This window comes from Bacillus sp. EA-CB0995, assembly GCF_055814245.1.
In genome coordinates this window covers 3194128-3217837 of sequence record NZ_CP169269.1, presented here as the reverse complement: position 1 = coordinate 3217837, position 23710 = coordinate 3194128, and the positions used below count along the sequence as shown (strand labels likewise).

The 23710-nt window shown below is 34.9% G+C and carries 17 protein-coding genes and 2 pseudogenes; 17 read left to right on the top strand and 2 right to left on the bottom strand.

Annotation, left to right across the window (positions count from 1 at the left end; genetic code table 11):
- Positions 1-556: 556 nt before the first annotated feature.
- Positions 557-2035 carry an Lsa family ABC-F type ribosomal protection protein gene (locus ACEWFJ_RS16555; protein ID WP_473689272.1) on the top strand — a complete coding sequence of 493 codons (1479 nt, stop codon included), beginning with the start codon at positions 557-559 and terminating at the stop codon, positions 2033-2035.
- A 141-nt stretch (positions 2036-2176) separates the two neighbouring features.
- Here ACEWFJ_RS16555 and ACEWFJ_RS16550 read toward each other — a convergent pair whose 3' ends face one another.
- Positions 2177-3364, bottom strand: coding sequence for a GTP-binding protein (locus tag ACEWFJ_RS16550; protein WP_473689271.1), 1188 nt, complete (start codon positions 3362-3364; stop codon positions 2177-2179).
- Between the two features lie 396 nt (positions 3365-3760).
- Here ACEWFJ_RS16550 and ACEWFJ_RS16545 point away from each other — a divergent pair, with 396 nt between their 5' ends.
- Both ACEWFJ_RS16545 and ACEWFJ_RS16540 read left to right on the top strand, forming a co-directional pair.
- Positions 3761-4741 carry a permease gene (locus ACEWFJ_RS16545; protein WP_473689270.1) on the top strand — a complete coding sequence of 327 codons (981 nt, stop codon included), beginning with the start codon at positions 3761-3763 and terminating at the stop codon, positions 4739-4741.
- Positions 4742-4753: 12 nt separating this feature from the next.
- Positions 4754-5620 carry a TIGR03943 family putative permease subunit gene (locus ACEWFJ_RS16540; protein ID WP_473689269.1) on the top strand — a complete coding sequence of 289 codons (867 nt, stop codon included), beginning with the start codon at positions 4754-4756 and terminating at the stop codon, positions 5618-5620.
- Between the two features lie 83 nt (positions 5621-5703).
- On the opposite strand, the gene ACEWFJ_RS16535 is transcribed toward ACEWFJ_RS16540, so the two are convergent.
- A complete protein-coding gene (locus ACEWFJ_RS16535) occupies positions 5704-7683 on the bottom strand; it encodes an IucA/IucC family protein (RefSeq protein WP_473689268.1) in 1980 nt (659 codons plus the stop codon).
- Between the two features lie 129 nt (positions 7684-7812).
- Between ACEWFJ_RS16535 and ACEWFJ_RS16530 the strand changes: the two genes are divergently transcribed.
- The 14 genes and pseudogenes from ACEWFJ_RS16530 (at position 7813) to ACEWFJ_RS16465 (ending at position 23695) form a co-directional block, all read left to right on the top strand.
- Positions 7813-9006, top strand: coding sequence for an MFS transporter (locus tag ACEWFJ_RS16530; RefSeq protein ID WP_473689267.1), 1194 nt, complete (start codon positions 7813-7815; stop codon positions 9004-9006).
- A gap of 90 nt (positions 9007-9096) precedes the next feature.
- Positions 9097-10794, top strand: coding sequence for an IucA/IucC family protein (locus ACEWFJ_RS16525; protein WP_473689266.1), 1698 nt, complete (start codon positions 9097-9099; stop codon positions 10792-10794).
- A gap of 14 nt (positions 10795-10808) precedes the next feature.
- Entirely contained in the window at positions 10809-11906 is a 1098-nt protein-coding gene (locus tag ACEWFJ_RS16520) for an alanine/ornithine racemase family PLP-dependent enzyme (protein WP_473689265.1), read from the top strand.
- Positions 11907-11917: 11 nt separating this feature from the next.
- A pseudogene (locus ACEWFJ_RS16515) lies at positions 11918-12388 on the top strand (ABC transporter ATP-binding protein); the annotation flags it as partial.
- Positions 12358-13746: a class II fumarate hydratase gene (gene fumC / locus ACEWFJ_RS16510; protein WP_473689264.1), complete on the top strand. Its 1389-nt coding sequence runs from the start codon at positions 12358-12360 to the stop codon at positions 13744-13746. The pseudogene ACEWFJ_RS16515 and the gene fumC, both read left to right, overlap by 31 nt.
- Positions 13747-14243: 497 nt before the next feature.
- Positions 14244-15008 carry a DUF2087 domain-containing protein gene (locus tag ACEWFJ_RS16505; protein WP_473689263.1) on the top strand — a complete coding sequence of 255 codons (765 nt, stop codon included), beginning with the start codon at positions 14244-14246 and terminating at the stop codon, positions 15006-15008.
- Between the two features lie 35 nt (positions 15009-15043).
- Positions 15044-15400 carry a GIY-YIG nuclease family protein gene (locus tag ACEWFJ_RS16500; RefSeq protein WP_429719243.1) on the top strand — a complete coding sequence of 119 codons (357 nt, stop codon included), beginning with the start codon at positions 15044-15046 and terminating at the stop codon, positions 15398-15400.
- Positions 15401-15463: 63 nt separating this feature from the next.
- On the top strand, positions 15464-16792 hold the full coding sequence (locus ACEWFJ_RS16495) for an MATE family efflux transporter (RefSeq protein ID WP_473692565.1): 1329 nt from the start codon (positions 15464-15466) through the stop codon (positions 16790-16792).
- Between the two features lie 221 nt (positions 16793-17013).
- Positions 17014-18210 (top strand): MFS transporter, encoded by a 1197-nt coding sequence (locus ACEWFJ_RS16490; RefSeq protein WP_473689262.1) that lies wholly within the window; start codon positions 17014-17016, stop codon positions 18208-18210.
- A 315-nt stretch (positions 18211-18525) separates the two neighbouring features.
- Positions 18526-18954, top strand: coding sequence for a DUF3995 domain-containing protein (locus ACEWFJ_RS16485; RefSeq protein ID WP_473689261.1), 429 nt, complete (start codon positions 18526-18528; stop codon positions 18952-18954).
- Positions 18955-19202: 248 nt separating this feature from the next.
- Positions 19203-20450 (top strand): DUF445 domain-containing protein, encoded by a 1248-nt coding sequence (locus tag ACEWFJ_RS16480; RefSeq protein ID WP_473689260.1) that lies wholly within the window; start codon positions 19203-19205, stop codon positions 20448-20450.
- Positions 20451-20712: 262 nt separating this feature from the next.
- Positions 20713-21618 carry a Vgb family protein gene (locus ACEWFJ_RS16475; RefSeq protein WP_473689259.1) on the top strand — a complete coding sequence of 302 codons (906 nt, stop codon included), beginning with the start codon at positions 20713-20715 and terminating at the stop codon, positions 21616-21618.
- A 328-nt stretch (positions 21619-21946) separates the two neighbouring features.
- Positions 21947-22585, top strand: coding sequence for a response regulator (locus ACEWFJ_RS16470; protein WP_473692563.1), 639 nt, complete (start codon positions 21947-21949; stop codon positions 22583-22585).
- 4 nt (positions 22586-22589) lie between these two features.
- Positions 22590-23695 (top strand): annotated as a pseudogene (locus ACEWFJ_RS16465) (sensor histidine kinase).
- The last annotated feature ends 15 nt before the right edge of the window (positions 23696-23710 follow it).

The window sequence follows — 23710 nt, the reverse complement described above, 5'->3', positions numbered from 1 at the left end:
ATGTTTATGGAGGGAAGTATAAAGAAAGAAGGAATATACATTGTTGATTCTAAAGAAGTAGTTAGCAGTAATTTCAGGTGAAGATGATTGTGATATTGCATTCCATAAAAAAGAATGTTACTCTAAAAATAAGAATTATGAGAGGACTGATGGACGAATAATGATTAACTAATCTATATTTAAATTTGAAATTAATAACTTCAAACTACAAAATATAGGGTTAGTCTATCCATTTTTATTAATCAGTTCATACTTTATTTGTCATGATTCCAATGATTAATAAGAACTTACTAAGTATAAGTGAAATACTAATCCTTCCGATTACAAATTGGGAGGATTTTTTTATTCTCTTATAGGTAAGTTGCTATTTATTAATCCGTAACTGTAACCTAACAAATAAAGGAGAGAGAAAAATGAGTAATTCAGACACTATTGTTACACATGTAATGCTCTATATAAGTCGTTAATATCCATCAAACTTATATGGAGAAATTAAAAAATTGATGGATATTCCGACTTTATATGAAAAGTGTTGATATATAAAGGAGGAATTATTATGTCAATGATAAAAGTTCAAGACTTAACTTTTTCATACCCAAGTAGCTTTGATAATATTTTTGAAGGTGTAAACTTTCAAATAGATACGGATTGGAGACTAGGGTTTATTGGTAGAAACGGACGAGGTAAAACGACATTCTTTAATTTATTATTAGGTAATTATGAGTATAGTGGGAAAATCACTTCTTCGGTGGAATTTAATTATTTCCCTTACCCAGTTTCAGATAAGAACAAGTTCACTCATGAAATCCTTGAAGAAATTTGTCCCCAAGCAGAAGATTGGGAATTTCTGCGTGAAATATCCTATTTAAATGTTGATGCCGAGGCCATGTATCGACCATTTAAAACATTATCAAATGGAGAACAAACAAAGGTGTTGCTTGCTGCACTGTTTTTGAATGAGGGTCAATTTCTATTAATTGATGAGCCAACAAATCATCTAGACACTGATGCACGAAAGATGGTCTCTGATTATCTAAGGAAGAAAAAAGGGTTTATTTTGATTTCACATGACAGAATCTTTTTAGATGGATGCGTTGACCATATCTTATCTATAAATAGAGCAAATATTGAAGTTCAAAGTGGTAACTATTCTTCTTGGAAGTTAAATTTTGATAGACAGCAGGAACACGAAGAGGCTACAAATGAGCGTCTACAAAAAGACATAGGGAGATTAAAACAGTCTTCAAAGCGTTCAACAGATTGGTCTCATCAAGTGGAAGCTTCCAAAAATGGAACAAGGAATTCAGGATCTAAGTTAGATAAGGGTTTTGTAGGACATAAAGCGGCCAAGATGATGAAGAGAGCGAAGAACCTTGAATCAAGGCAACAAAAAGCTATTGAAGAAAAGTCAAAATTACTAAAAAATGTGGAGAAAACTGAGTCGTTAAAATTAGAACAATTGAAATTTCAGTCAAATGAATTGGTTGTTTTGGCTGATGTGTCTGTTAAGTATGATGACCAAATAGTAAATGAACCAATTCGCTTCATAGTTGAACAAGGGGATCGAATTGTACTTGATGGAAAGAATGGAAGCGGGAAAAGTAGTATCCTAAAACTAATTCTAGGACATCCAATACAGCATACAGGCGCAGTTAATTTAGGTTCAGGACTCATCATTTCCTATGTCCAACAAGATACTTCTCATTTGAAGGGATCGTTATCGGACTTTATTGAAGAGCACGAGATTGATGAGACGTTATTTAAATCCATCCTACGTAAGATGGATTTTGACCGAATTCAATTTGAGAAAGATATATCTCATTATTCTGGTGGACAAAAGAAAAAGCTGCTTATCGCTAAAAGTTTATGTGAAAAAGCTCATTTATATATATGGGATGAACCATTAAATTTTATCGATATTTATTCGCGTATGCAGATTGAAGAGCTTATTCAACAATTTAATCCCACAATGGTTATTGTTGAGCATGATAAGGCATTTCAACAAACAGTTGCAACAAAAACTATATCTATATAGTTCAAAGTGAATGATTGAAGATATAATCAGTAAATCAAGTCATTAAACTATAGGGCGCTTTAATGGAGTGATGAAAAAAGCCTAATTTCTCTACAATAAATTGAGAAATTAGGCTTTTTAGTAGGAAAAGTAGGATACATATTAAGAGAATGCAGTCGTAAATGAAGGGATAGGGTCATGAAACGTATCCCAGTTTTCATACATTTCTTGTTCAGTTAATAAGCAGTGGTCCAAAGATTGTTCTATTTCTTCTCTGTTCATATCAATACCGATAAAGACTAATTCTGTAATTCGGTCTCCGTATACGTCATCCCAACGGTTTAAAATGTCTGGGTCTTCTGCAATAATTTGTTGCTGTTCTTCTTTTGAAGTAGATGCAACCCACTCACCGGCTCCTTGAATCATAATAGATGAACCGGCTTGAGAGAGAAGTCCAATGATATTGTTGCGAGAAGCAAGCCAGAAGAAGCCTTTCGCTCTTACGACGTCAAGTGGCCAGTTTTCAAGCCATTTCATAAATCTTTCAGGTTGGAACGGGCGCTTACGGCGGTATACAAATGATGAAATGTTATACTCGTCTGTCTCAGGTGTGTGTTCGCTATTTAATTCTTTGATCCATCCAGCTGCTTGACTTGCTTTTTCATAGTCAAATAGATTCGTATTTAAGATTGTGTATAACGGTACTTGTGAATAAGCTGCTTCAATAATACGAGCTTCTGGATTTAACCTTTGTAATAGTTTGTGAAGTTCTGTAATATCATTCTGCTCTAGCATATCGGTTTTGTTTAAAATAATTACATTTGCAAATTCAATTTGATCAATGAGTAAATCAATCACTTCGCGTGTATCTGTCTCATCAATTGCTTCTTGGCGATCTAATAAACTTTCACCGGAAGCATAATCATCCCAGAAGCGATTTGCATCTACGACAGTAACCATCGTATCTAAACGACATGTATTTGATAAGTTGATTGCTAATTCTTCGTCCATATATGTAAATGTTTGTGCAACTGGAATAGGCTCACTAATACCTGAAGATTCGATGACAATATAATCAATATCTCCAGATTCAACGAGACGATTCACTTCTATAATTAAATCTTCACGTAATGTACAACAAATACATCCATTTTGAATTTCGACGAGTTTTTCCTCTGTTCTAGAAAAACCACCTTGTTTGACAAGTGCAGCATCAATGTTAATTTCGCTCATGTCATTAACAATGACAGCTACTTTCATTCCGTCGCGATTTGTAAGTATATGATTTAGTAATGTTGTTTTTCCAGATCCTAAATAGCCGCTTAATACTGTAACGGGAATTTTTTTCATATAAAGACTCTCCTTTTTAAATCGTAATCATTACGTTTTGTTTCTTGTTATATCTTAAAAGATGAAAAAGAAAATTGCAACAGTAAATCATAATGATTACGATTTGCGAATAAGATATAGTAAGTATGCTGCTGATGAAACATGTCATAGAAAAAGAGGACAAGCATATGTTTACAATAGAGTGGAGCTACTATCGGAAAGGATTTTATCCCGCTCTAACGGGCAGTAAAATCTTAATCTCAAGATTCTGAGAAAGCAAAGAAGTTAGATGGAAGTTAACTGCCCATAAGAGCCCGATTGGTTCAACTAACCATCAGTGGGAAAAGGCACCCACTGATGGAAGTTTCACTATATTGCTAGGTAGCATGAGATAACAATATAAGGGAGGAGATTAGAATGACACTTGCACGGATATCTAGAGAAATTCTTGGTATGATGCTAATTGGACTATTTCTATTTTTATTATTTTTTGTTGATTTTACAAATGTATCATCGTTGCAAGCACTGATTCCTAAAAAGTGGATGAATGTAAATACAATTTTTTTAAGTATCTTTTTTGAAGCAATTCCATTCATATTAATTGGTGTATTAATTTCAGCGGTTATTCAAGTATTTGTGACAGAAGACGTGATAAAGAAAGTGTTGCCTAAACATCCTATTGTTGCCATGTTTCCAGCAGCATTTGTTGGTGTATTATTTCCAATGTGTGAGTGTGTAATTATTCCAATTATAAGAAGACTGATTCAAAAAGGATTGCCACTTCATGTAGGAATGGTGATTCTTGTTACCGCCCCTATATTAAATCCGGTTGTATTTTTGTCAACATACTATGCGTTTCGGATGAACCCCACAATTATATACGCTCGCTTTGGACTCGCTTTTCTTGTTGCTATATGTATTGGAGGTATCGTTTATTACTTATATCGTGACAAGAATGTATTGAAAGAAAACAGTATGATAAGTGAACATAAACATTCGAAGAGAAGCTGGCAGGAGGTTGCTTCGCATGCAGCAGATGAGTTTTTTAGTACCGGAAAATATTTGTTAATCGGTGCATTTTTAGCTAGCTTATTTCAAACATTTTTAGATCGTCACTTTCTTGCCGAATTAGCGAGCAGCAATCTTATTTCTCCACTTGTTATGATGGCCCTTGGTTATGTTTTATCTCTTTGTTCTGCAGCAGATGCATTTATTGCAGCATCATTTGGTCATATTTTTTCAGCAAAAGCTCTTCTCGCTTTTTTAGTGTTTGGACCAATGTTAGATTTGAAAAATACAATTATGTTATTTGCATATTTTCAAAAGAAGTTTGTGTTTCTGTTTATGGCGATTGTGACGATTAGCGTATATGTTATCGTTCAACTTACCATGAAATAGGAGGCGGAGAAGGTGGAAGAGCAGGAGAAAAAAGGATTTCATATTTATATTCGTGGCATTATATTGATTGGATTTGCGATGCTATTATTCAAACTGCTTATTACGGGGCATATTAATAACTTTATTGCACCGCGTATGGTGAAACTTGTTTATGTAGCAACAATTGTGTCTTTACTACTTGGCTGTTTACAAGTGTGGCGAAGTGGAAATGAAAAGTCAAAGGCATGTCATTGCTGCGAGGAACACGTTCTCCCAAAAACGAAAATAGGAACTTGCTTCTTTTATGGATTATTTCTTATACCTATTATCAGTGCTTTTTTATTTTCAAGTGTATCAATTGACGGAAGTGTTGCCGCCAAGCGTGGAATGAATCAAAGTACACAAACGAAGCCACAAAAGGAAAATGAAGATTGGAAGAGGTTATTAGTAGATGGAGAGGAACAGCAAACTGCTAATGTACAAAGTTCTCAAGCCCCATCTGAAGATCTAGAAAAGAACTTGTTAGAAAAGAAAAGTATACAAATAAATGATGCAAACTATATGGCTGCTATGGATATAATTAGTCGCGATGTTATTGGATTTAAAGGGAAAGAAATTACCTTTTCTGGGTTTGTATACCGTGATAAAGAAGTGGAAGGAAATAAAGTTGTAGTTGCACGTTATGGTATTACGCGTTGCGTAGCAGATGCTACCGTTTATGGAATGATTGTTTCTGGCGAAGGAATTATCGAATTACAAAATGAAAAGTGGGTTACAATTACAGGAACATTAGATGAGACAACCTATAGAGGAGCTTTATTTCCACTTGTAAAAGCAAATAAAGTAGAAAAAATAGAAGCTCCGAAGCAACCGTATGTATACGAGCAATTAATACCGTAAACAAAAAGATGAGCCCGTAACTGAGCTCATATTAATTTGTATATCAGAGTAAAGGTTCTTCACAATTAACTTCACAGTTTATTTCAATCACATACTGGATTTTTAACCTTCACATAAAAATAGGCATGTGCTTCTCCCATCATACGCATAAGAGTTAAAGCTTTATAATCTACTTTATCCGCAAAAAAGACAGCATAGTCAGATGTTGCAGATTTTTTGTAGCTAGGGTCTTCTTGCAAATCTATGAAAATATTCTTCAAGACTTGTTTTACAACATTCCACAGCAGTTGTTCATCTAGTCGATAGAACTGACTGATATGCAAAAATAATTCGCCAAAATGATTTTGCATAACAGAGTAAAATACTTTATTACGCATACTTTTTTCATCATCTACTAGAATTCTTGATTTATGATGAAATACGTTTACATCAAATCCCGCATTTTGTAAACGACCACGATGAACTCGAATACCTTCCCAGTCGCGTACAAGTAGTCGATCCGGTGTACCATCTTTTTTAAATACAGGTACTGTGTTTTGCAGGTGACCTTCTAATCCAATGCCATACTTAACCATGAGTGGAATAAAGCCAGTAAGAGCATTTGTTACATATTTTTCGATAAACATAACAATTGCATCGTGTAATGGTAAGTCATGGCTATCTTTGTACAACTCAATTAGTTCTGCTATGACTGGTTTATTTGCACCGTGCACAGAAGAAACAAGGGCAGAACCGACAATAGCCCATTCATCATGTTTTACATAAGCATGAATGTTGTCACGAATGACACAAGCGAGATTTTCACTTCGTAATGTTTGTGTTTCTTCGTCTATGTCATTTGGATGAAGAAAATGAGCGCCAGCTCGTTCCAGTATTGGAACAAATTGAGTTTCGTCAATCATCGTATCTTGCGTAACAACTTGTTTTAAAATATTGCTCATAAGTGGTCCATTATGAATGGTTTGTTCGGATAACGTCCGCACTTCTCCTGTTAAATGTATATTTGTTGTCAGTTTATAATGCGGTCTAATCGTTTCATATTGTGCAGGAAAGATTGTACGAAATGACATGCCTGCTAAATAATTCGCTTCATAATCGAATAAAATGATGATTTGTTTTTCGAGTTCATCACTGTAAATTTCACGTAACGTATGAGTAGCTTGCCATGGATGAATCGGTATTAAAATGTAGTCATCTGTTTTATCGCCAAGTCTTATTTCAGCTTCTACTTGGAGTACAGGTTCAAAAGAAAACAATAATGCATTCCAATTTTGTTCTTCCATAAAAGCAGGGCTTACATAATCTTGATGTACAGCTACAAAGCGCAATGGAATTGTATGTTTAAACTCAGCTGAATAGGCAAGGGTTTCTTCTGGACTTAAACCTTTTCTCATTTTGGCACCGGGGTGACAAGGGTGACCTTCTATAACGAGCTGTTCAAAAAAGGCATATGGATCTTGCGCTCGAGAAGCAGCCTGTAGCGTTGAAACATTCTCAGTTTGTTCATGAAATGTATAAGCAAGAGCTAAATTGGCAGCGCTATTTGCGAGATCCTCTTCAAACATATGAAAATAGGAAAGTGGTCCTTGCCAATCTTCATGTAGTAACAATGACAATACTTCATTTGGATGTATAATTTCTGTTTGACTAGACGGTGAGACGAGAATGTACGGTCCCTTTACAACAGGACGTTCAAAGGCATATATGTGTTGAATCGGTATAAGTAGATATGTATTTTGTTGTTTAAAATATAGTCCTTGTATCATTGAAAACTCGTCAAATTGATGAATATGAGTGTTTATATAATCTAGTAAATAGTCTGGGCAACGATGATCTGAAAATGATACAAACACCCCTTCGTGTTTTCTAAATATGATTCCAGTTGTTGTCATGTTACATATATTTTCACGTATGAAGGACGATAGTAGTCGTTCGAGTATACCAGTTCGTCCCTTTCGAATCATTTGTTGATAGGTTTCATGTAGTGGAGCATGATGTTGTTGTAAAAAAGAAAGTAAGTTTTGTTCCTCTACTGCTAACGTTTGAATTTTATTAAGGTTCATAGGAACCACCTTTCTCAATTTTTTAGTCTTTACAAAGAAGTGGGAATATTTTATATTGTTTTTACAGTGATATTGATAATCAATTTCAATTATAAAAGAAGCATTTAAAAATGCAACAAAAAATTTGAGGTGGTTCATATTCGCAAACTCTTCTTTAGTAGTTCATTTTTCTTATTTATGGGGAACTGGCTTGGAATGACTGCAATCAATTGGTACGTCTATGATCTGTATCATAGTGCTACATATTTAGGATGGATAAACTTTGTACGGCTCATTCCAATTGCATTGTTTAGTGTATATGCAGGGAAGCTTTGTGATCTGCATCCGCGTATTAAGTTAATGAAGTCGTATTCATTTGGGGGGCTAGTAGTTACAACGTTACTTGCTATTTATGTTGTGTTTATTACTCCGTCCTTTTTTATTTTCCTTCTTTTCTCATTTGTGAGAGGAGTAATTAGTGCATTAGAAACACCAAATCGAAATACACTTCTTTCGGATATTGATACGAACAATCAAATTAGTAAACTGATATCTATGAATTCGTTTGTGATGAATGTTTGTCGCTCGACAGGGCCGGCTGTAGCTGGATTTCTAATTGCAGGGGGACATATTGAACTTACATTTACAATGCAGGCAGTCTGTTCACTGATTGCATTCATTCTTGTCTTACCAATGAAAGATCAAACGATGAAAAAACGAAAAGAAAAGAAAAAGGCAAGCTGGGAACAAATTGTTCAATATTTCTCTCATGATCATATGGGAAGAAACATTTTTATCACATCAATGATTACAATGGCTTTTGGTTTTTCGTATACGTCTGTATTACCTGTACTTGTTTCGCATCAATTTACGGGAAAAGCAGAAGTATTTGGCATTGCGATGTCTTCGGCGGCAATCGGTGCTATTATAGCAACTATTATTCTTCCTAAAGTGTTAGAGTACATCTCAGAAATTAGGGTTTATTATATTAGTTTAGTTTTGTTTTCCATTAGTATAGCGCTCCTTATTATTAGTAATACATTTGTATTTTTTATATTACTATTCTCTATCGGCCTTTTTGGACAGTTGTTACGTTCCAGTAATCGTGTTTATTTTCAAAACAATGTCTGTGAAGAGGAACGAGGACTTATGCTTAGTGTTGTATTAATGGATCGAGGAATGATTCCACTCGGTTCAATTGTAGTAAGTTATGCCATTGAATATGTGGGTATTTCTGAAACATTTGTAATGATGGGTACTTTATGTATAATCCCATTTGCATTTCAGTATATAAAAGTGAAACAACAAAAAGGGAAGGTGAAGAATTTTGTCCATTCAAAGTAAACAATCAAATCGAGTACAAGCGGAATATCGTATTTTAAATCGTTTTTGTAATGCATTAATTCGTGAAAAAAATTATTAGAAAGTTGTGCGGTGCTAAAGCATGATTATGGTATTGAAATTATAGATTGTATGAATGAAGCAGAATTATTATTAGAAGTGCAACAAGAAGGGGCATTTGAACGATACGAATTTGCTTTTCCACTTCGGTTTAAAGTAAGAGGGCATGTTAGATGGATTGATTCATTACAAATGTTTTTTGAGGAAGTAGCACCATTCTTTCAGCTTCATGTTTCAGATTCCTTGCAGAAAGAATTACAGAACAGTGTAGAGAACTTAGAATTAGCTTATGAAGCATGGGAACAAAAACAAGAATGGGTAAAGCAACAGCTTGAAACGAACGTGAAGTTTTTTGCAAAATATAAACCAAATAATCTATGCCAATTCCTTGAAGAATTAAAACAATGTATATCGTTTGACGAATTATTATATACAGAGTCATTAGTAATCGAAGGGCATCCACTTCATCCTTCAACAAAAACAAAACTTGGTTTATCAAAAGAAGAAGTAAAACGTTATGCTCCTGAATTTGAGCAAGTTGTTCCGTTATATGTATTGCTTGTTCATAAAGATGTAACAGCAGTTACAGGAGATAGTTTTGAAAAACCTGTATTATATGAAAATTTACCAGATTTATATGAAACTGCTTCTCAAATATTAGTAAGCAGAGGGGACAGAATAGAAGACTTTTATCCATTTCTTGTTCATCCATGGCAATATGAGCATGTACTAACAGAGGAGTATGGGGAAGAGTTAGAGGAAGGACGTATTATTCCGATCCCATATCAACTTTCGTCCAGAGCGACGCTTTCATTTCGAACAATGAATCTATTAAAGTTACCGTATCATGTGAAGCTTCCCGTACGTGCACAAGCAACAAGCGCAGTTAGAACGGTATCACCAGAAATAACAGTAAATGGGCCAATTCTTTCTTCGCTGTTTGATACGATTTATGCGAATGAGAAAGAGTTAGCACAGTCAGTAGTTGTCGTTCGTGAACGAGTTGGAGCTACTTTTACAAAACATAATGATTTTCATTTAGGAAGGAATTTAGCATTTATTTTACGTGAAAGCCCAAATGCATATAAGCAAGAGGGAGAATTATTATGGGTTGGAGCTAGTTTAACAGCAAGCAATCCTTTAAAAGAAGGAGAGCCTATTATTGTAGATATGATGCGTACATATTTTGAAACAGAAACAATTGGTAAAAAAGAGGTGTTTCACTATGTTGCTCATTACACTGAGAAAGTCATGATTCCTTTACTGCAACTTGTTTTACAATATGGAATTGCTTTAGAAGGACATATGCAAAACTCTATTATTGTTACAAAAGGCGGGGAGGTCCAACGTATTTTTGTACGTGATTTAGGAGGAGTGAGAATTCATAAGAAGACATTAGCGGAGGTAGTAGACATTTCTGAGGTTAAAGAAGCAGTCGTATTTACAGATGATATGAATGAGGTTTATAACAAGTTTATTCATTCGGTACTGCAAAACCATTTTGGGGATGTATTATTTACGTTGGCTCGCTCAATAGATGACGTACAGGAAAAAGAGTTATGGAGAATTGTTGCTGCTATTGTTGAAGAATACATGGTAGATGCAACTGAAGAGCAAAAGGCAGCTATATTTGCAAAGCAAATTGAAACGAAAGCATTGTTCTCAATGAGAATACAAGATCAAGCAAAATCTTATTTATATACAAGTTTTCATAATCCGATTTGTATGTAATAGGAGGAATGAATATGCTGCCTATCATGAAAGTAAACCTTTCAAAATTGAAGTATAATGCCATGATAATGAAACGATTATGCGAGCGTTCAAATATTGTATGTTTTCCTGTAACAAAAGGGGTCGGCGCTGCAGAAGAAGTGATTGAAACGCTTCAAGAGGCAGGGTATACAAAATTTGCTGATTCTAGATTACAGCATCTTTATAAACTTCGTTCTATTGTTGGAAAAGAAGCTGAGCTCTTATTAATTCGTGCACCAGCTTTATCAGAAGTAGAAGAAACGGTTCTTTGGGCAAATATTAGTTTGAACTCTGAACTATGTATCATAGAGGCATTAGGAAGAGCAGCGAGAAGATACGGAACAACGCATCGTGTGATTCTAATGGTTGATTTAGGTGATCTACGAGAAGGAATGATGCCATATGAAGTAGTGGAATCAGCGCAGAGAGTATCGAATATACCTGGAATTATACTCGATGGTATTGGAGCAAACTTTACTTGCTTTAGCGGTGTTATTCCAACTGAACATTCTTTACAAGAATTAACGCAATTAGCAAAAGTAGTAGAGAAGGAAATTGGAAAACAGCTTCGGTTTATCTCGGGTGGTAACTCAAGTTCGTTACCACTTATCATGCAAAGAAAACAGATTGGACGTGTTAACTCTTTACGGATTGGAGAAGCTATTTTTCTTGGGAAAGAAACAGCGTATGGAAAAAATATTTCTTTCATGTACCAAGATGTATTTTCAATTGAAGCAGAAATCATTGAAATTAAAAGAAAGCCGTCTATGCCAAAAGGCGTTATCGGAAAAGATGCATTTGGTCAAGTTCCGTATTTTGAAGATAAAGGGGAGCGACTACGAGCGATTGTTGCAATAGGCAGGCAGGATCTTGATATTAGTGGTTTACGACCTTCCGATAGGAATGTTGAAATTCTTGGTGGAAGTAGTGACCATTTAATTGTTGATATAACTGATAGTACACCGTATAGCATAGGAGATAAAATGACATTCGTTCCGGCGTATAGTGCATTGCAAAGCGGTATGGTTTCTCCACTTGTACGAAAAGAATATGTCTATGATGATGTACTGCAAAAAGCGCTTATCTTATAAAGTGAAACTTCCGTCAGCGTGTTTGGATTGCGATGGCACTTGCGCAAGATACAGAGTTATTGCTATTAGATGAACCGACAACATATTTAGATATGGCCCATCAGTTAGAAATACTAGAGCTATTGAAAAAATTAAATGAAGAAGAAAACCGAACTGTTGTGATGGTTGTACACGATTTAAATCACGCGGCCAAATATGCGCATCACATTGTTGCGATTAAAGAGGGGAATAAAGTAATGGAAGGTGCACCAAAGGATGTTTTAAATGATGGATTGTTTGAAACAGTGTTTGGTGTGAAAGCATGCGTTGTATATGATCCAGTTGCCATGACGTATATGTGTACGCCGTATGCTTTACTTTCAGAGAAAAAGAAAAGCAGGAAGAAAGAATTGTTGGGTAAAAAACTGTTGATAATCTTTGATATGGTACTTTACTTTAAGGGGATGAAAAAATGGAATATAGAATTGAAAGAGATACATTAGGAGAAATAAAAGTTCCAGCTGATAAATTATGGGCAGCACAAACGCAGCGTAGTAAAGAAAACTTTCCGATTGGTACAGAGCATATGCCGCTTGAAATTGTTCGAGCATTTGCGATTTTAAAGAAGAGTGCAGCGATTAGTAATCAGAAGTTAGGAAAACTAGCAGACGAAAAAGCAGCTGTAATTGTAGAGGCGGTTGATGAAATTTTATCTGGAAAATGGGACGAACATTTTCCGCTTGTTGTTTGGCAGACAGGAAGTGGTACACAGTCTAACATGAATGTGAATGAAGTGATCGCAAACCGCGGGAATCAAATTTTAAAAGAAAAAGGGCTGGATGTACATATTCATCCAAACGACGATGTAAACATGTCTCAAAGTTCAAATGATACGTTCCCCACAGCACTTCATGTTGCGTGTGTTATTGCAGTAGAAGAACAAGTATTACCAGCAATAGTTAAATTAAAGGAAACGTTAAAAGAAAAAGTAACTGCATTTTCGCATATTATTAAAATTGGTCGTACTCATTTGCAGGATGCAACACCATTAACGTTAGGACAAGAAGTGAGCGGCTGGCATCGTATGCTTGAAAAGACAGAGCGTATGATAATAGAAAGCAGTACATATATGAAAGAACTCGCAATCGGTGGTACTGCGGTTGGAACAGGAATTAATGCCCATCCAAAATTCGGTGACATGGTTGCGGAAGAAATTAGTAACTTTACAGGAAAACAATTTGTATCAGCACCAAATAAATTTCATGCGCTAACAAGTCATGATGAAGTTGTCTATACGCACGGTGCCTTAAAAGCGTTAGCTGCTGATTTAATGAAAATTGCAAACGATGTACGCTGGCTTGCAAGTGGTCCGCGCAGTGGTCTTGGCGAAATTATTATTCCAGCAAACGAGCCAGGAAGTTCGATTATGCCAGGGAAAGTAAATCCAACGCAAAGTGAAGCTTTAACGATGGTTGCAGCGCAAGTAATGGGAAATGATGCAACAATTGGATTTGCGGCAAGTCAAGGAAACTTCGAATTAAATGTCTTTAAGCCGGTTATTGCGTATAACTTTTTGCAGTCAGCTAGATTATTAGCAGATGCGACTGTTTCATTTAATGATAATTGTGCAGCGGGTATTGAGGCAAATGAAGAAATCATTAACCAAAACGTAAATCGTTCATTAATGCTCGTAACGGCTTTAAATCCGCATATTGGTTATGAAAATGCAGCAAAAATTGCAAAGCATGCACATAAAGAAGGGTTAACATTAAAGGAAGCGGCATTACAATCAGGATTATTAACAGAGGAACAATTCGATGAAATTGTAGATCCAAAGAAAATGATTGAGCCAATGGAATAAATGAAATGTTTTATAACAAATAGGATTCTCACTTGAGAATCCTATTTGTTGTTTTTTTGTATGTATACGTAAGCAAAATTGGCATTCGTTTATCCCTCTATTCGCGGGCAGTAAGATCCCACCTCAAGATTGAGAGATAATCGAAGAAGATAGGTGGGGGATGAAGAAAACCTCCACTGATGGAAGTTTCACTTTATTTGGGAATACATGTAACGTTTATGAATCACAAACGTTATAGTATGTGGACTAAGAGATGTGAATAATAATTATCATATCTGTTACACTTCTTTGTCTTGTATTTACATACTTAAAAAATAAATTTACTCTGCAACTGATAATAATGATGTTTGATAAAATAGCAAACATTATTTATTTTTGTTTGAAAATGGGTAAACGATATATTGAAACGTTTATTTTTGTTGTGATATTATAAATAAAAATAAACCAAATCATAATTTGTTTGTTTTTAAAATAAACTTTTTAAGGGATTGTTTAGCATGAATGATATTTCAGAATGGTTTTGGAATGCCACGGTTGAGGAATTAAAAAAAGGATATGTATTTGAGAAGGACACTGAAGAATACGTTTGTTTAGCTTGCGGAGAAAAATTTATGAAAGGTATTATTTATCAAGAGCAAAACGTTTTTTATGAAGCAGAGAAGTTTGCACAGCTTCATATCGCAAATGAACATACTTCTATGTTCGACTATTTATTAGGGTTAGATAAGAAGTTAACAGGTTTAACGGACTTGCAGAAGAAGATGATACAGTTCTTTCATATGGGCTTAAACGATAAAGAAATTGTGAAGGAAATGGACGGTGGAAGCACATCAACAATTCGGAATCATCGTTTTACATTAAGGGAGAAGATGAAACAAGCAAAGGTGTTTCTTGCACTTATGGAGTTGTCAGAAGAAAAGGCGACGAATCAATCTAAATTGCTTCCTATTCACCGTACAGCTACGATGGTCGACCAACGGTATAACATTACAGAGGCGGAGAATGAAGAAGTTTTAAAATTACATTTTACAGAAGGATTAGACGGACAGCTTTCTAAATTTCCGAAGAAACAAAAGCGAAAATTAATTATTTTGAAACACTTAGTGAAAAAGTTTGAGAGCAATCAAAAATATACAGAAAAAGAAGTTAATGAGATTTTAGAAAATGTATATCCTGATTATGTCACGTTAAGAAGATACTTAATTGAATATGGTTTTCTCGACAGAACAACTGATGGAAGTCAGTACTGGGTGAAATTATAGAGAAGAATATGGAAAAAGTGAAAGGAGAAAGGAAATTGAATAGAAGAGAAGAATTAAAACAACTGTATAAAGAAACAGAAATAGAATCTGGGATTTACTGTATTAAGAATATGAAAAACGGAAAAGTGTATGTAGAGAGTACGAGGAATTTAAAAACGATGAGTGGAAGACGACTTTTACTTAATATGGGTTCTCATACGAATAAGGCATTGCAAGATGATTGGAAGGAATACGGAGCAGATGCTTTTGAGTTTGAAATATTAGAAGTGTTGAAAAAGAAAGATACTGGATATTTTAACGCAAAAGAAGAATTGAAGAAACTAGAAGAGAAATGGTTAGAGAATTTACAGCCATATGGAGAGCGTGGATATAACCGCGAAACATCTCGATAAAAGGGGTTATGAAATTTGAAAACAATTGAAGAAGGAACAGAAAATAAACCGATATGGCGTTCTATGTCTATGTTTCTCATTCCTTTACTGTTAAGTAATGTATTGCAGTCGCTTGGACAATTGTTTGGTATGGTAGTGGTGGGACGTTGGCTTGGCATTAATGACTTAGCTGCTATTTCGGCCTTCTTCCCGTTGTTTTTTCTACTTATTTCATTTGTAATTGGTATAGGTTCTGGTAGCTCGATTTTAATCGGTCAGGCTTTTGGAGCTCGTAATGAAGATCGCTTAAAGGCCATTGTTGGTACAACGTTGACATTTACGTTTGTACTTGGAGCGATTTTAGCGGTAGTGGGTAGTATGTTTGCAATGGATATTATGCGTCTTGTTGGTACGCCAGAAAACATAATCAACATGAGTGTTCATTATGCACGAATTTTATTTATTTCTATGCCAATTCTGTTTTTATATTTTGCTTATACGACTTTTATGCGTGGTACAGGTGACTCTAAAACACCATTTTATTTTTTAATTGTTAGTACAGGACTAAATATGGCATTATTACCTATTCTTATTTTTGGTTGGTTAGGCCTGCCGAAACTTGGTGTGTACGGCGCAGCATATGCTTCTGTTATATCAACAATTGTTACATTTATTGCTCTGTTAGTTTATTTAAGAAAAACGAAACATCCGTTGCAATTTGATGCAACAGTTCGAAAGTATCTTCGCATGGATTGGGATTTGTTAAAATTATTATTACGTCTTGGCATCCCAGCAAGTATTAATATGATACTAGTTTCATTATCGGAGATTGCCGTTATTTCCTTTGTAAATCGCTTTGGATCAGATGCAACTGCGGCATACGGAGTAGTGAACCAAGTGGCAAGTTATGTACAGATGCCAGCTGTGAGTCTTGGGATTACCGTTTCTATATTTGCAGCTCAGTCCATTGGAGCTAATCAACTTGATCGTCTGCAAAAAGTAATCCGAGCCGGACTTGTTATGAACTATGTAATTGGAGGAATATTAATTTCTTTTATTTATTTGTTCTCAAAAGAAATTTTAGCGCTCTTTTTAACGAGTCAGAGTACGATTGATATTGCACATAGTCTCATTATGATTACATTATGGAGTTACTTAATTTTCGGTCATGCGCAAATTATTGGTGCGACAATGCGTGCGAGTGGAACTGTATTGTGGCCGACTATTTTTGCGGTTATATCGATTTGGGGTGTGGAAGTTCCAGTGGCCTATTACCTGTCGTATCATACGAGCCTTGGGATAAAAGGAATATGGGTTGGATATCCAGCTGCATTTATTGTGAGTTTACTTCTACAATATGGATACTATCGATTGTCGTGGAAGAAGAAGCGAATTACGCGTCTTATTAGCTAAAGGTTTGGTATCATTTTTCTTGTTAAACAAATGGGCGCTAATAGAAATAAGATACAAAAATAATTATGTGAACAAAAGATCCTTTCTAGATTACTTATCTGGAGGGGATTTTTATGTTTTCATGCAACATAAATACAGGCATGGGGAATAGTAACTTTATTATTAAAAAGTAAGATTATATTTTTGAAATGCAGCTCTTAAGGAGTGAAGATATTACACATATGGATAAAAAAGAAAAATGGAGCTTATGGGCACTTTCATCTGTTCCTTTAGTTATGACGCTTGGAAACTCCATGTTAATCCCTGTCCTTCCATTAATTGAAAAGAAATTAAATATTAATGATTTTCAAGTTTCTCTTATCATTACCGTTTATTCTATTGTCGCTATTATTTTAATTCCTATAGCGGGTTATTTATCTGATAAGTGGGGAAGAAAGAAAGTAATTATACCTAGTTTATTTATAGCAGCTATAGGGGGAGCTATTACAGGTTGGGTATCATGGAAGGTTGAAAATCCTTATACATGGATTTTAATAGGAAGAATGATTCAAGGAATTGGCTCAGCTGGAGCGATGCCTGTTGTTATTCCTTGTGTAGGTGATATGTTTCAAGATGAAAAACAAGTGAGCAGTGGCCTAGGTCTAGTTGAAACATCGAATACATTAGGTAAGGTTTTAAGCCCGATTTTAGGTTCTTTACTAGCTTCGTTTGTTTGGTTTCTTCCTTTTTGGTTCATCCCGATTTTGTGTATAATATCCATCATTTTAATTCTCTTTTTTGTGAAGCCGCCTAAACAAAAACAAGAAGCTCCTCCATTACGTACCTTTCTTCAAAATGTAAAGTTGATTTTATGCGAGAAAGGTCGTTGGCTTTTTCCAATTTTTATACTTGGAGGCATTATTATGTTCATTCTGTTTGGTGTCCTTTTTTATTTATCTTCCATTTTAGAAAAGAAATATCATTTAGATGGCGTTTGGAAAGGCTTTGTATTAGCTATTCCATTAGCTTCACTTTCTCTTACTTCTTATATAACAGGAAAAAAGATTGGAGATAAGAAAACAATGATGAAGTGGTGTATATGTATTGGTTTTTTCTTACTAGGAATAACATTAATAACTCCAATATTCTTCAAAAATATTTACATCATTATAATGAGTCTTGTGATTAGTGGAATTGGAATTGGTGTTGCTCTTCCTAGCTTAGACGCTCTAATAACAGAAGGAATCGAGAAGGAACAGAGAGGGTCGATTACATCTCTTTATAGCTCAATGCGATTTGTAGGAGTAGCCGCAGGCCCTCCGTTATTTGCTGTATTAATGAAAGGGCCGGATAATTATATATTTTATCTGTCAATTTTTTTAGCATTTGTAGGAGCTTTATTATCTCTACTATGCATTAAACCCAAAAACGCCCAATAAAAATACAAATTTTAAAGATTACATTTCATAATAAAGAAGGAAACATAAACCTTCAATTTACGTAAAGTTATGTTTCCTTTTTTTGGTACATATGCTACTGATTAAAGGGTGCAAAAATAAAGTGAAACTTCCATCAGTGGGGATTTTCTTCATTCCCCACTGATGGAAAGCTCTCACCAATCGGGCTCTTACTGCCCGTTGGTGCGGGATAAATTTTACACTTGTACACATTGAACAAAAGAAATAAGAGGTAAGTTACTAGAAGCTAGAGAAATTATGGAGGAGAAAGAATGGTGTAAGTAGGGGGAATATATAATGACATCATTTTTAATCATTGTATGCGCTGGTATCCTTGCATTCATCAGCCTTATTCATATGTATTGGGCATGTGGTGGAACTTGGGGAAGTAAGGTTGTTCTTCCGATGAAAAAAGATAGCGAAGAATATGCTTTTGTTCCGCGGAAAATAGGGACTTTTTTAGTGGCACTTGCAATTTTATGTTTTGCTGTGATTCTATTAGCACAGAGTGGATACTTGTCTTTCTGGAATCCGAGTCGTTATACAAAATGGGGATGTATGGCTTTAGCTGGAATTTTCTTGTTACGTGCAGTTGGTGATAGGAAGTATATTGGGATCTTTAAAAGGGTAAAGGGAACAAAATTTTCAGTGTATGATACGTGGTTATACAGTCCGCTTTGTTTGTTTATTGCACTTTCTTTTGTAGTGGCGATTTATAGTCGTTAGTATCCGGAAGGAAACCTTTCATCAATAAGGGGTTGCCGAATTGTTAACAATATCATGAAATTGTAAAACAAGAGGCGTATAAGCCTCTTGTTTTTTTGTATGAATTTCTTTGTTATTTTTAATGTGGTTTATTATAGTATATATATATGCTTTTGTTGAAGAAAATTTGGAATCTATACACGAAGGTCTAAATGATTCAATGAATTTACAAAGGTTTACTTTACATAATAAGAGGATGTGGAAATGCAATGTCATTACAGTCAAAATATTTAGCAGGAATTTCACTTGGAATAATGGGGGTTGGTTTTGTTGCAACAATCCCGTTTCAAGGAACGATAGCAGGGAATATTATACAAGGTGGATTTGAAGCTGGTTTAGTAGGGGGACTCGCGGATTGGTTTGCAGTTACAGCACTGTTTCGTCACCCGATGGGGATACCGATCCCGCATACAGCTCTATTGCCCAAAAATCGGAAACGGGTTACGAAAGGACTTGTTTCCACGCTGGAAAATGATTGGCTTACGAAAGAAAGTATTACCGATAAAATAAAAGAAATGAAGTTGGCTGCAACGGTATTACATATTGCGGAAAGAGAGCTGCATTCTGATGCGTTAAAGAAAGGGATTGTTACAATTGCTGAAAAGGCGATTCTGCAAATGAACACAAAACGGTTAGCTATTGTTTTGGAAAAAGAATTAAAAACGTACTTACATACAATTAACGTAGGTAATATTCTTCAAGTACTTGTTGATCAAATAGTTACACAAGAATATGATGAAAAGACGTTAGATTGTTTATTAGTCAAAGCGAAAGAATGGACAGCACAAGATGCAGCTCGATATCAACTTGGTAGTTTAGGTATGAAGGCGCTAGAAAATATAAAAGTAGATGGTTTCTTACAGTTTACGCTTAAATCCTTTATGAGTATTGTCGATGAAGAAAAAGTTGGTAGCATTCTGCAAAAGTTTATTATTAATAATATTAGTAGTTTGCAAAACGTTGATAATAGCACGAGACAAGCTCTATTGATGAAAATTCGCCACGAAATCCTACATATGAAGGAAAATGAATCGGTATTAAAAGAACTAGAGAATTGGAAAGAAAATTGGATTGTGAATTGGGAGGCAGCTGAGAAGATAACAGAATTTCTTGAGCAAACAAAGCAAAAATTTGTAGATTTTATTCAAAAAGATGAATTTGCGGACAAATATCTTCTACCGTTTATGACAACACAAATGAATAAAATAAAAGAAGATGCAGCAACAGTTCAACGTATGGAAGATTGGCTACAAAAACAAATTGTAAACGTCGTTGAAAGCAATCATTCTAAAATCGGAAAACTTGTACAGGAAAATTTAGATAAATTAGATGATAAAACACTTATTGAGATGATTGAAAATAACGTAGGAAAAGATTTGCAGTGGATTCGTGTAAATGGTGCCGTTTGTGGATTTATGATTGGATTGGTTCTAGAAAGCTTAAAAGCGGTTATATAATGAAAAACAACTTGAATAGTGATGCGGAAAAATCTATATATCCTCTTCATACTGATAAAAGATAAAAATTAAAACCTTGCACGGCTTTAAATGTAGCAGTGAAAGGTTTTTTTGGTTTTCCTTCAATGTTTTATTGAGTGCAATTTTTTTGTAGTTTTTTCTTCTAAGTAATGAAGGTATATGAATTATAGTCACGGAAATACTTACAATATTTGTTTCATATGATAAGTACATGCATCAACAAAAAGGAGGTTTTAGTACAATGCAAGTAAGATTTAATGAATATCGTCTTCCTATGGCTGAATCAGGTCCATATGGAATTACAGTCGGTGTTGATAGAGCTCTTTGGTTTACGGAACATAAGGGAAATAGAATAGGAAGAATGACTGTAACCGGTGAAATACAGGAATTCTTCGTTCCTACATCAGATGCTGGGCTTTCATGTATAGTATCTGGGGCGAATGGGGATCTATGGTTTACAGAATACAAGACGGATAAGATTGGAAAGATTACAACGCAAGGTGAGGTTACTGAATATATACTACCTACTACAAAATCAGCCCCGTATGGAATAACAGAAGGACCTGATGGAGCAATATGGTTTACGGAACTAACAGGTAATAAGATAGGAAGAATTTCATTGTTAGGTGAGATTACCGAGTATACATTACCTAATTCGGAATCTTATCCGTCATTTATCGTATCAGGACCAGACGGGGCACTTTGGTTTACGGAGAACAAAAGTAATAAAATAGGAAAAATTACTACATCTGGTCAAATTATTGAGTACTCTATACCTACAATGAATTCTGCTCCAGTAGGCATTACAAATGGACCTGATGGAGCGCTATGGTTTGTAGAAATAAACGGAAATAAAATAGGAAGAGTTACTACAGCGGGAAAAATTAGCGAGTATCCTATCCCAACTGTAAATGCCCGACCACATGCGATTGTTGCAGGGAGGGATGGAGTACTTTGGTTTACGGAGTGGGCAAGCAATCAGATTGGACGAATTACGGTGAATGGAGAAATTACGGAATATCAAATTCCTACGGAAAACTCTGAACCGCATGGGATTGTACTAGGGCCAGATGGAGCAATATGGTTTGCAGAAGAATGTAATCAGATCGGACAGTTAATTTGTTTATCCCGCATTAACGGGCAGTAATACCCCCATCTCAATATTCAGAGAAAAGCGAAGAAGGTAGGAGGGGGAACCGCCCGTAAAAGCCCGATTGGTTCAACTAACCATCAATGTGGGATGAAGAAAACCCCCATTGATGGAAGTTTCACTTTATAAAACTGTGTAATTCTAAATGACCTATTAATATTTCAGTAATAAGGGTACCGCAAAAGTGAATTTAATAGGATAAGGAAGAAACCTTTTCTGTAACTGAAGAGTAGGAAAGAAAATGAAAAATGTTATTTATGAAATGGTGAAATTTGTATATTGAAAGGATGTGAATGTTAGTAAGGTAACACCTATACTAACAACTATGAAAATAAAAGTGATAATAGCTGATGATAATTCTTTTATTAGAGAAGGAATGAAGATCATTTTAAGCACATACGCGGAATTTGAAGTGTTAGTAACGGTAAATGATGGTCAAGAAGCTCTAGATTATTGCAAAAAATATGATGTGGATATTGCTCTTTTAGATGTACGTATGCCGAATATGAACGGCGTGGAAGCAACGAAATTAATTTGTGAACAAACAAAAACAAAGCCGATCATTTTAACGACATTTGATGATGACGAATACATTTTAGATGCAGTGAAAAATGGAGCAAAAGGTTATTTATTAAAAAATAATGATCCAGAGCGAATCCGAGATGCGATAAAAAGTGTTTATCACGGACATACTGTGATGCAAGATGTAGTCCTCGATAAAATTAAATCAAACTTACAAGAAAATAAAGAAGAAGAGCTGAAAATAGATAAGAGTCTTTTTACAGAAAGAGAACTTAGTATTATTGCTCTTATTGCAAAAGGTTTTTCAAATAAAGAGATTTCAAAACAGCTTTTTATATCAGAAGGGACGATTGCGAACTATATCACGTCAATTCTTAGTAAAACGGGGTTTGAGCATCGTACGCAAATCGCAATTTACTATTTAACGGGAACAGTGGATTAGAAATATGGAATTTTGGCTCATTATTAGTAAACTCATAGTTTTCCTATATATCGTGTTTAGTTATGTCCATTCCAACGTTACAAATCTACCATGGATTGTATTTGTTTTACTTCTGTATCTTTGTATAAATGTTGCGATTTATATTTTGAAAAAAGATGCAGCGAAGAAAGTGATGATATTTGTATCGATTGTCATGACAATTGTTTCGTATGGACAGATTCATCCGTTATTACTTTTATTTTTACCTCTGAACTTATATGAATTTACTTCTTATTACATATATGAAAAATGGCTGATGTTTTTTATTATGCTTCTCCCGGTTGTGTTTGTTGAGGAAAATATACGTATGACATACGGTTTAATCGCTACATTTAGTTTTGTTATTTTCACAATGGCAAAGCTATATACGGAAAAGGTTATTAAAATTTGAAACACAAAATGACATGATGCGAAAAAGATATGCAAAGGCTCACAAAAAATCTGAATGAAAATAAAGCATACATCAGACAATCTGAATACACATTTAAACTAGAAGAACGAAATCGCTTATCCCAAGAGATTCATGATAAAATTGGTCATTCTATGACAGGTGCGTTAATTCAAATGGAAGCAGCAAAAAGATTGATGGATACCGATAAGGAGAAAGCGGCAGAGTTGCTTCAAAATGCCATTTATATTTCTAAAGATGGAATTGAAAGCATTAGAATAACGTTAAAGAATATGAAACCACCAACTGAACAAATTGGTATTCATCGTATGAAATTATTCATAGATGAATTTGCGGCTAAACATGATATGAAAATTTCGTTCTTATACAAAGGGAATTTGGATATTATTTCTCCAATACAATGGAAAATCATTGGAGAAAATGTAACGGAAGCGTTAACGAATGCTATGAAATATGCGGAGGCAACGGCTATTTCAATTGATATTCATGTGCTTAACACTGTTGTGAAGGTGCAAGTGAAAGACAATGGAAAGGGTGTACTTCAAGTGAAAAAAGGACTGGGCATTATCGGCATGGAAGAACGTACTGCTTCTATTAACGGGACGATTATTGTAGATGGTACAAATGGTTTTTCAGTAACAATGTTATTGCCGATACAGTAAAGGAATAGATAAGAT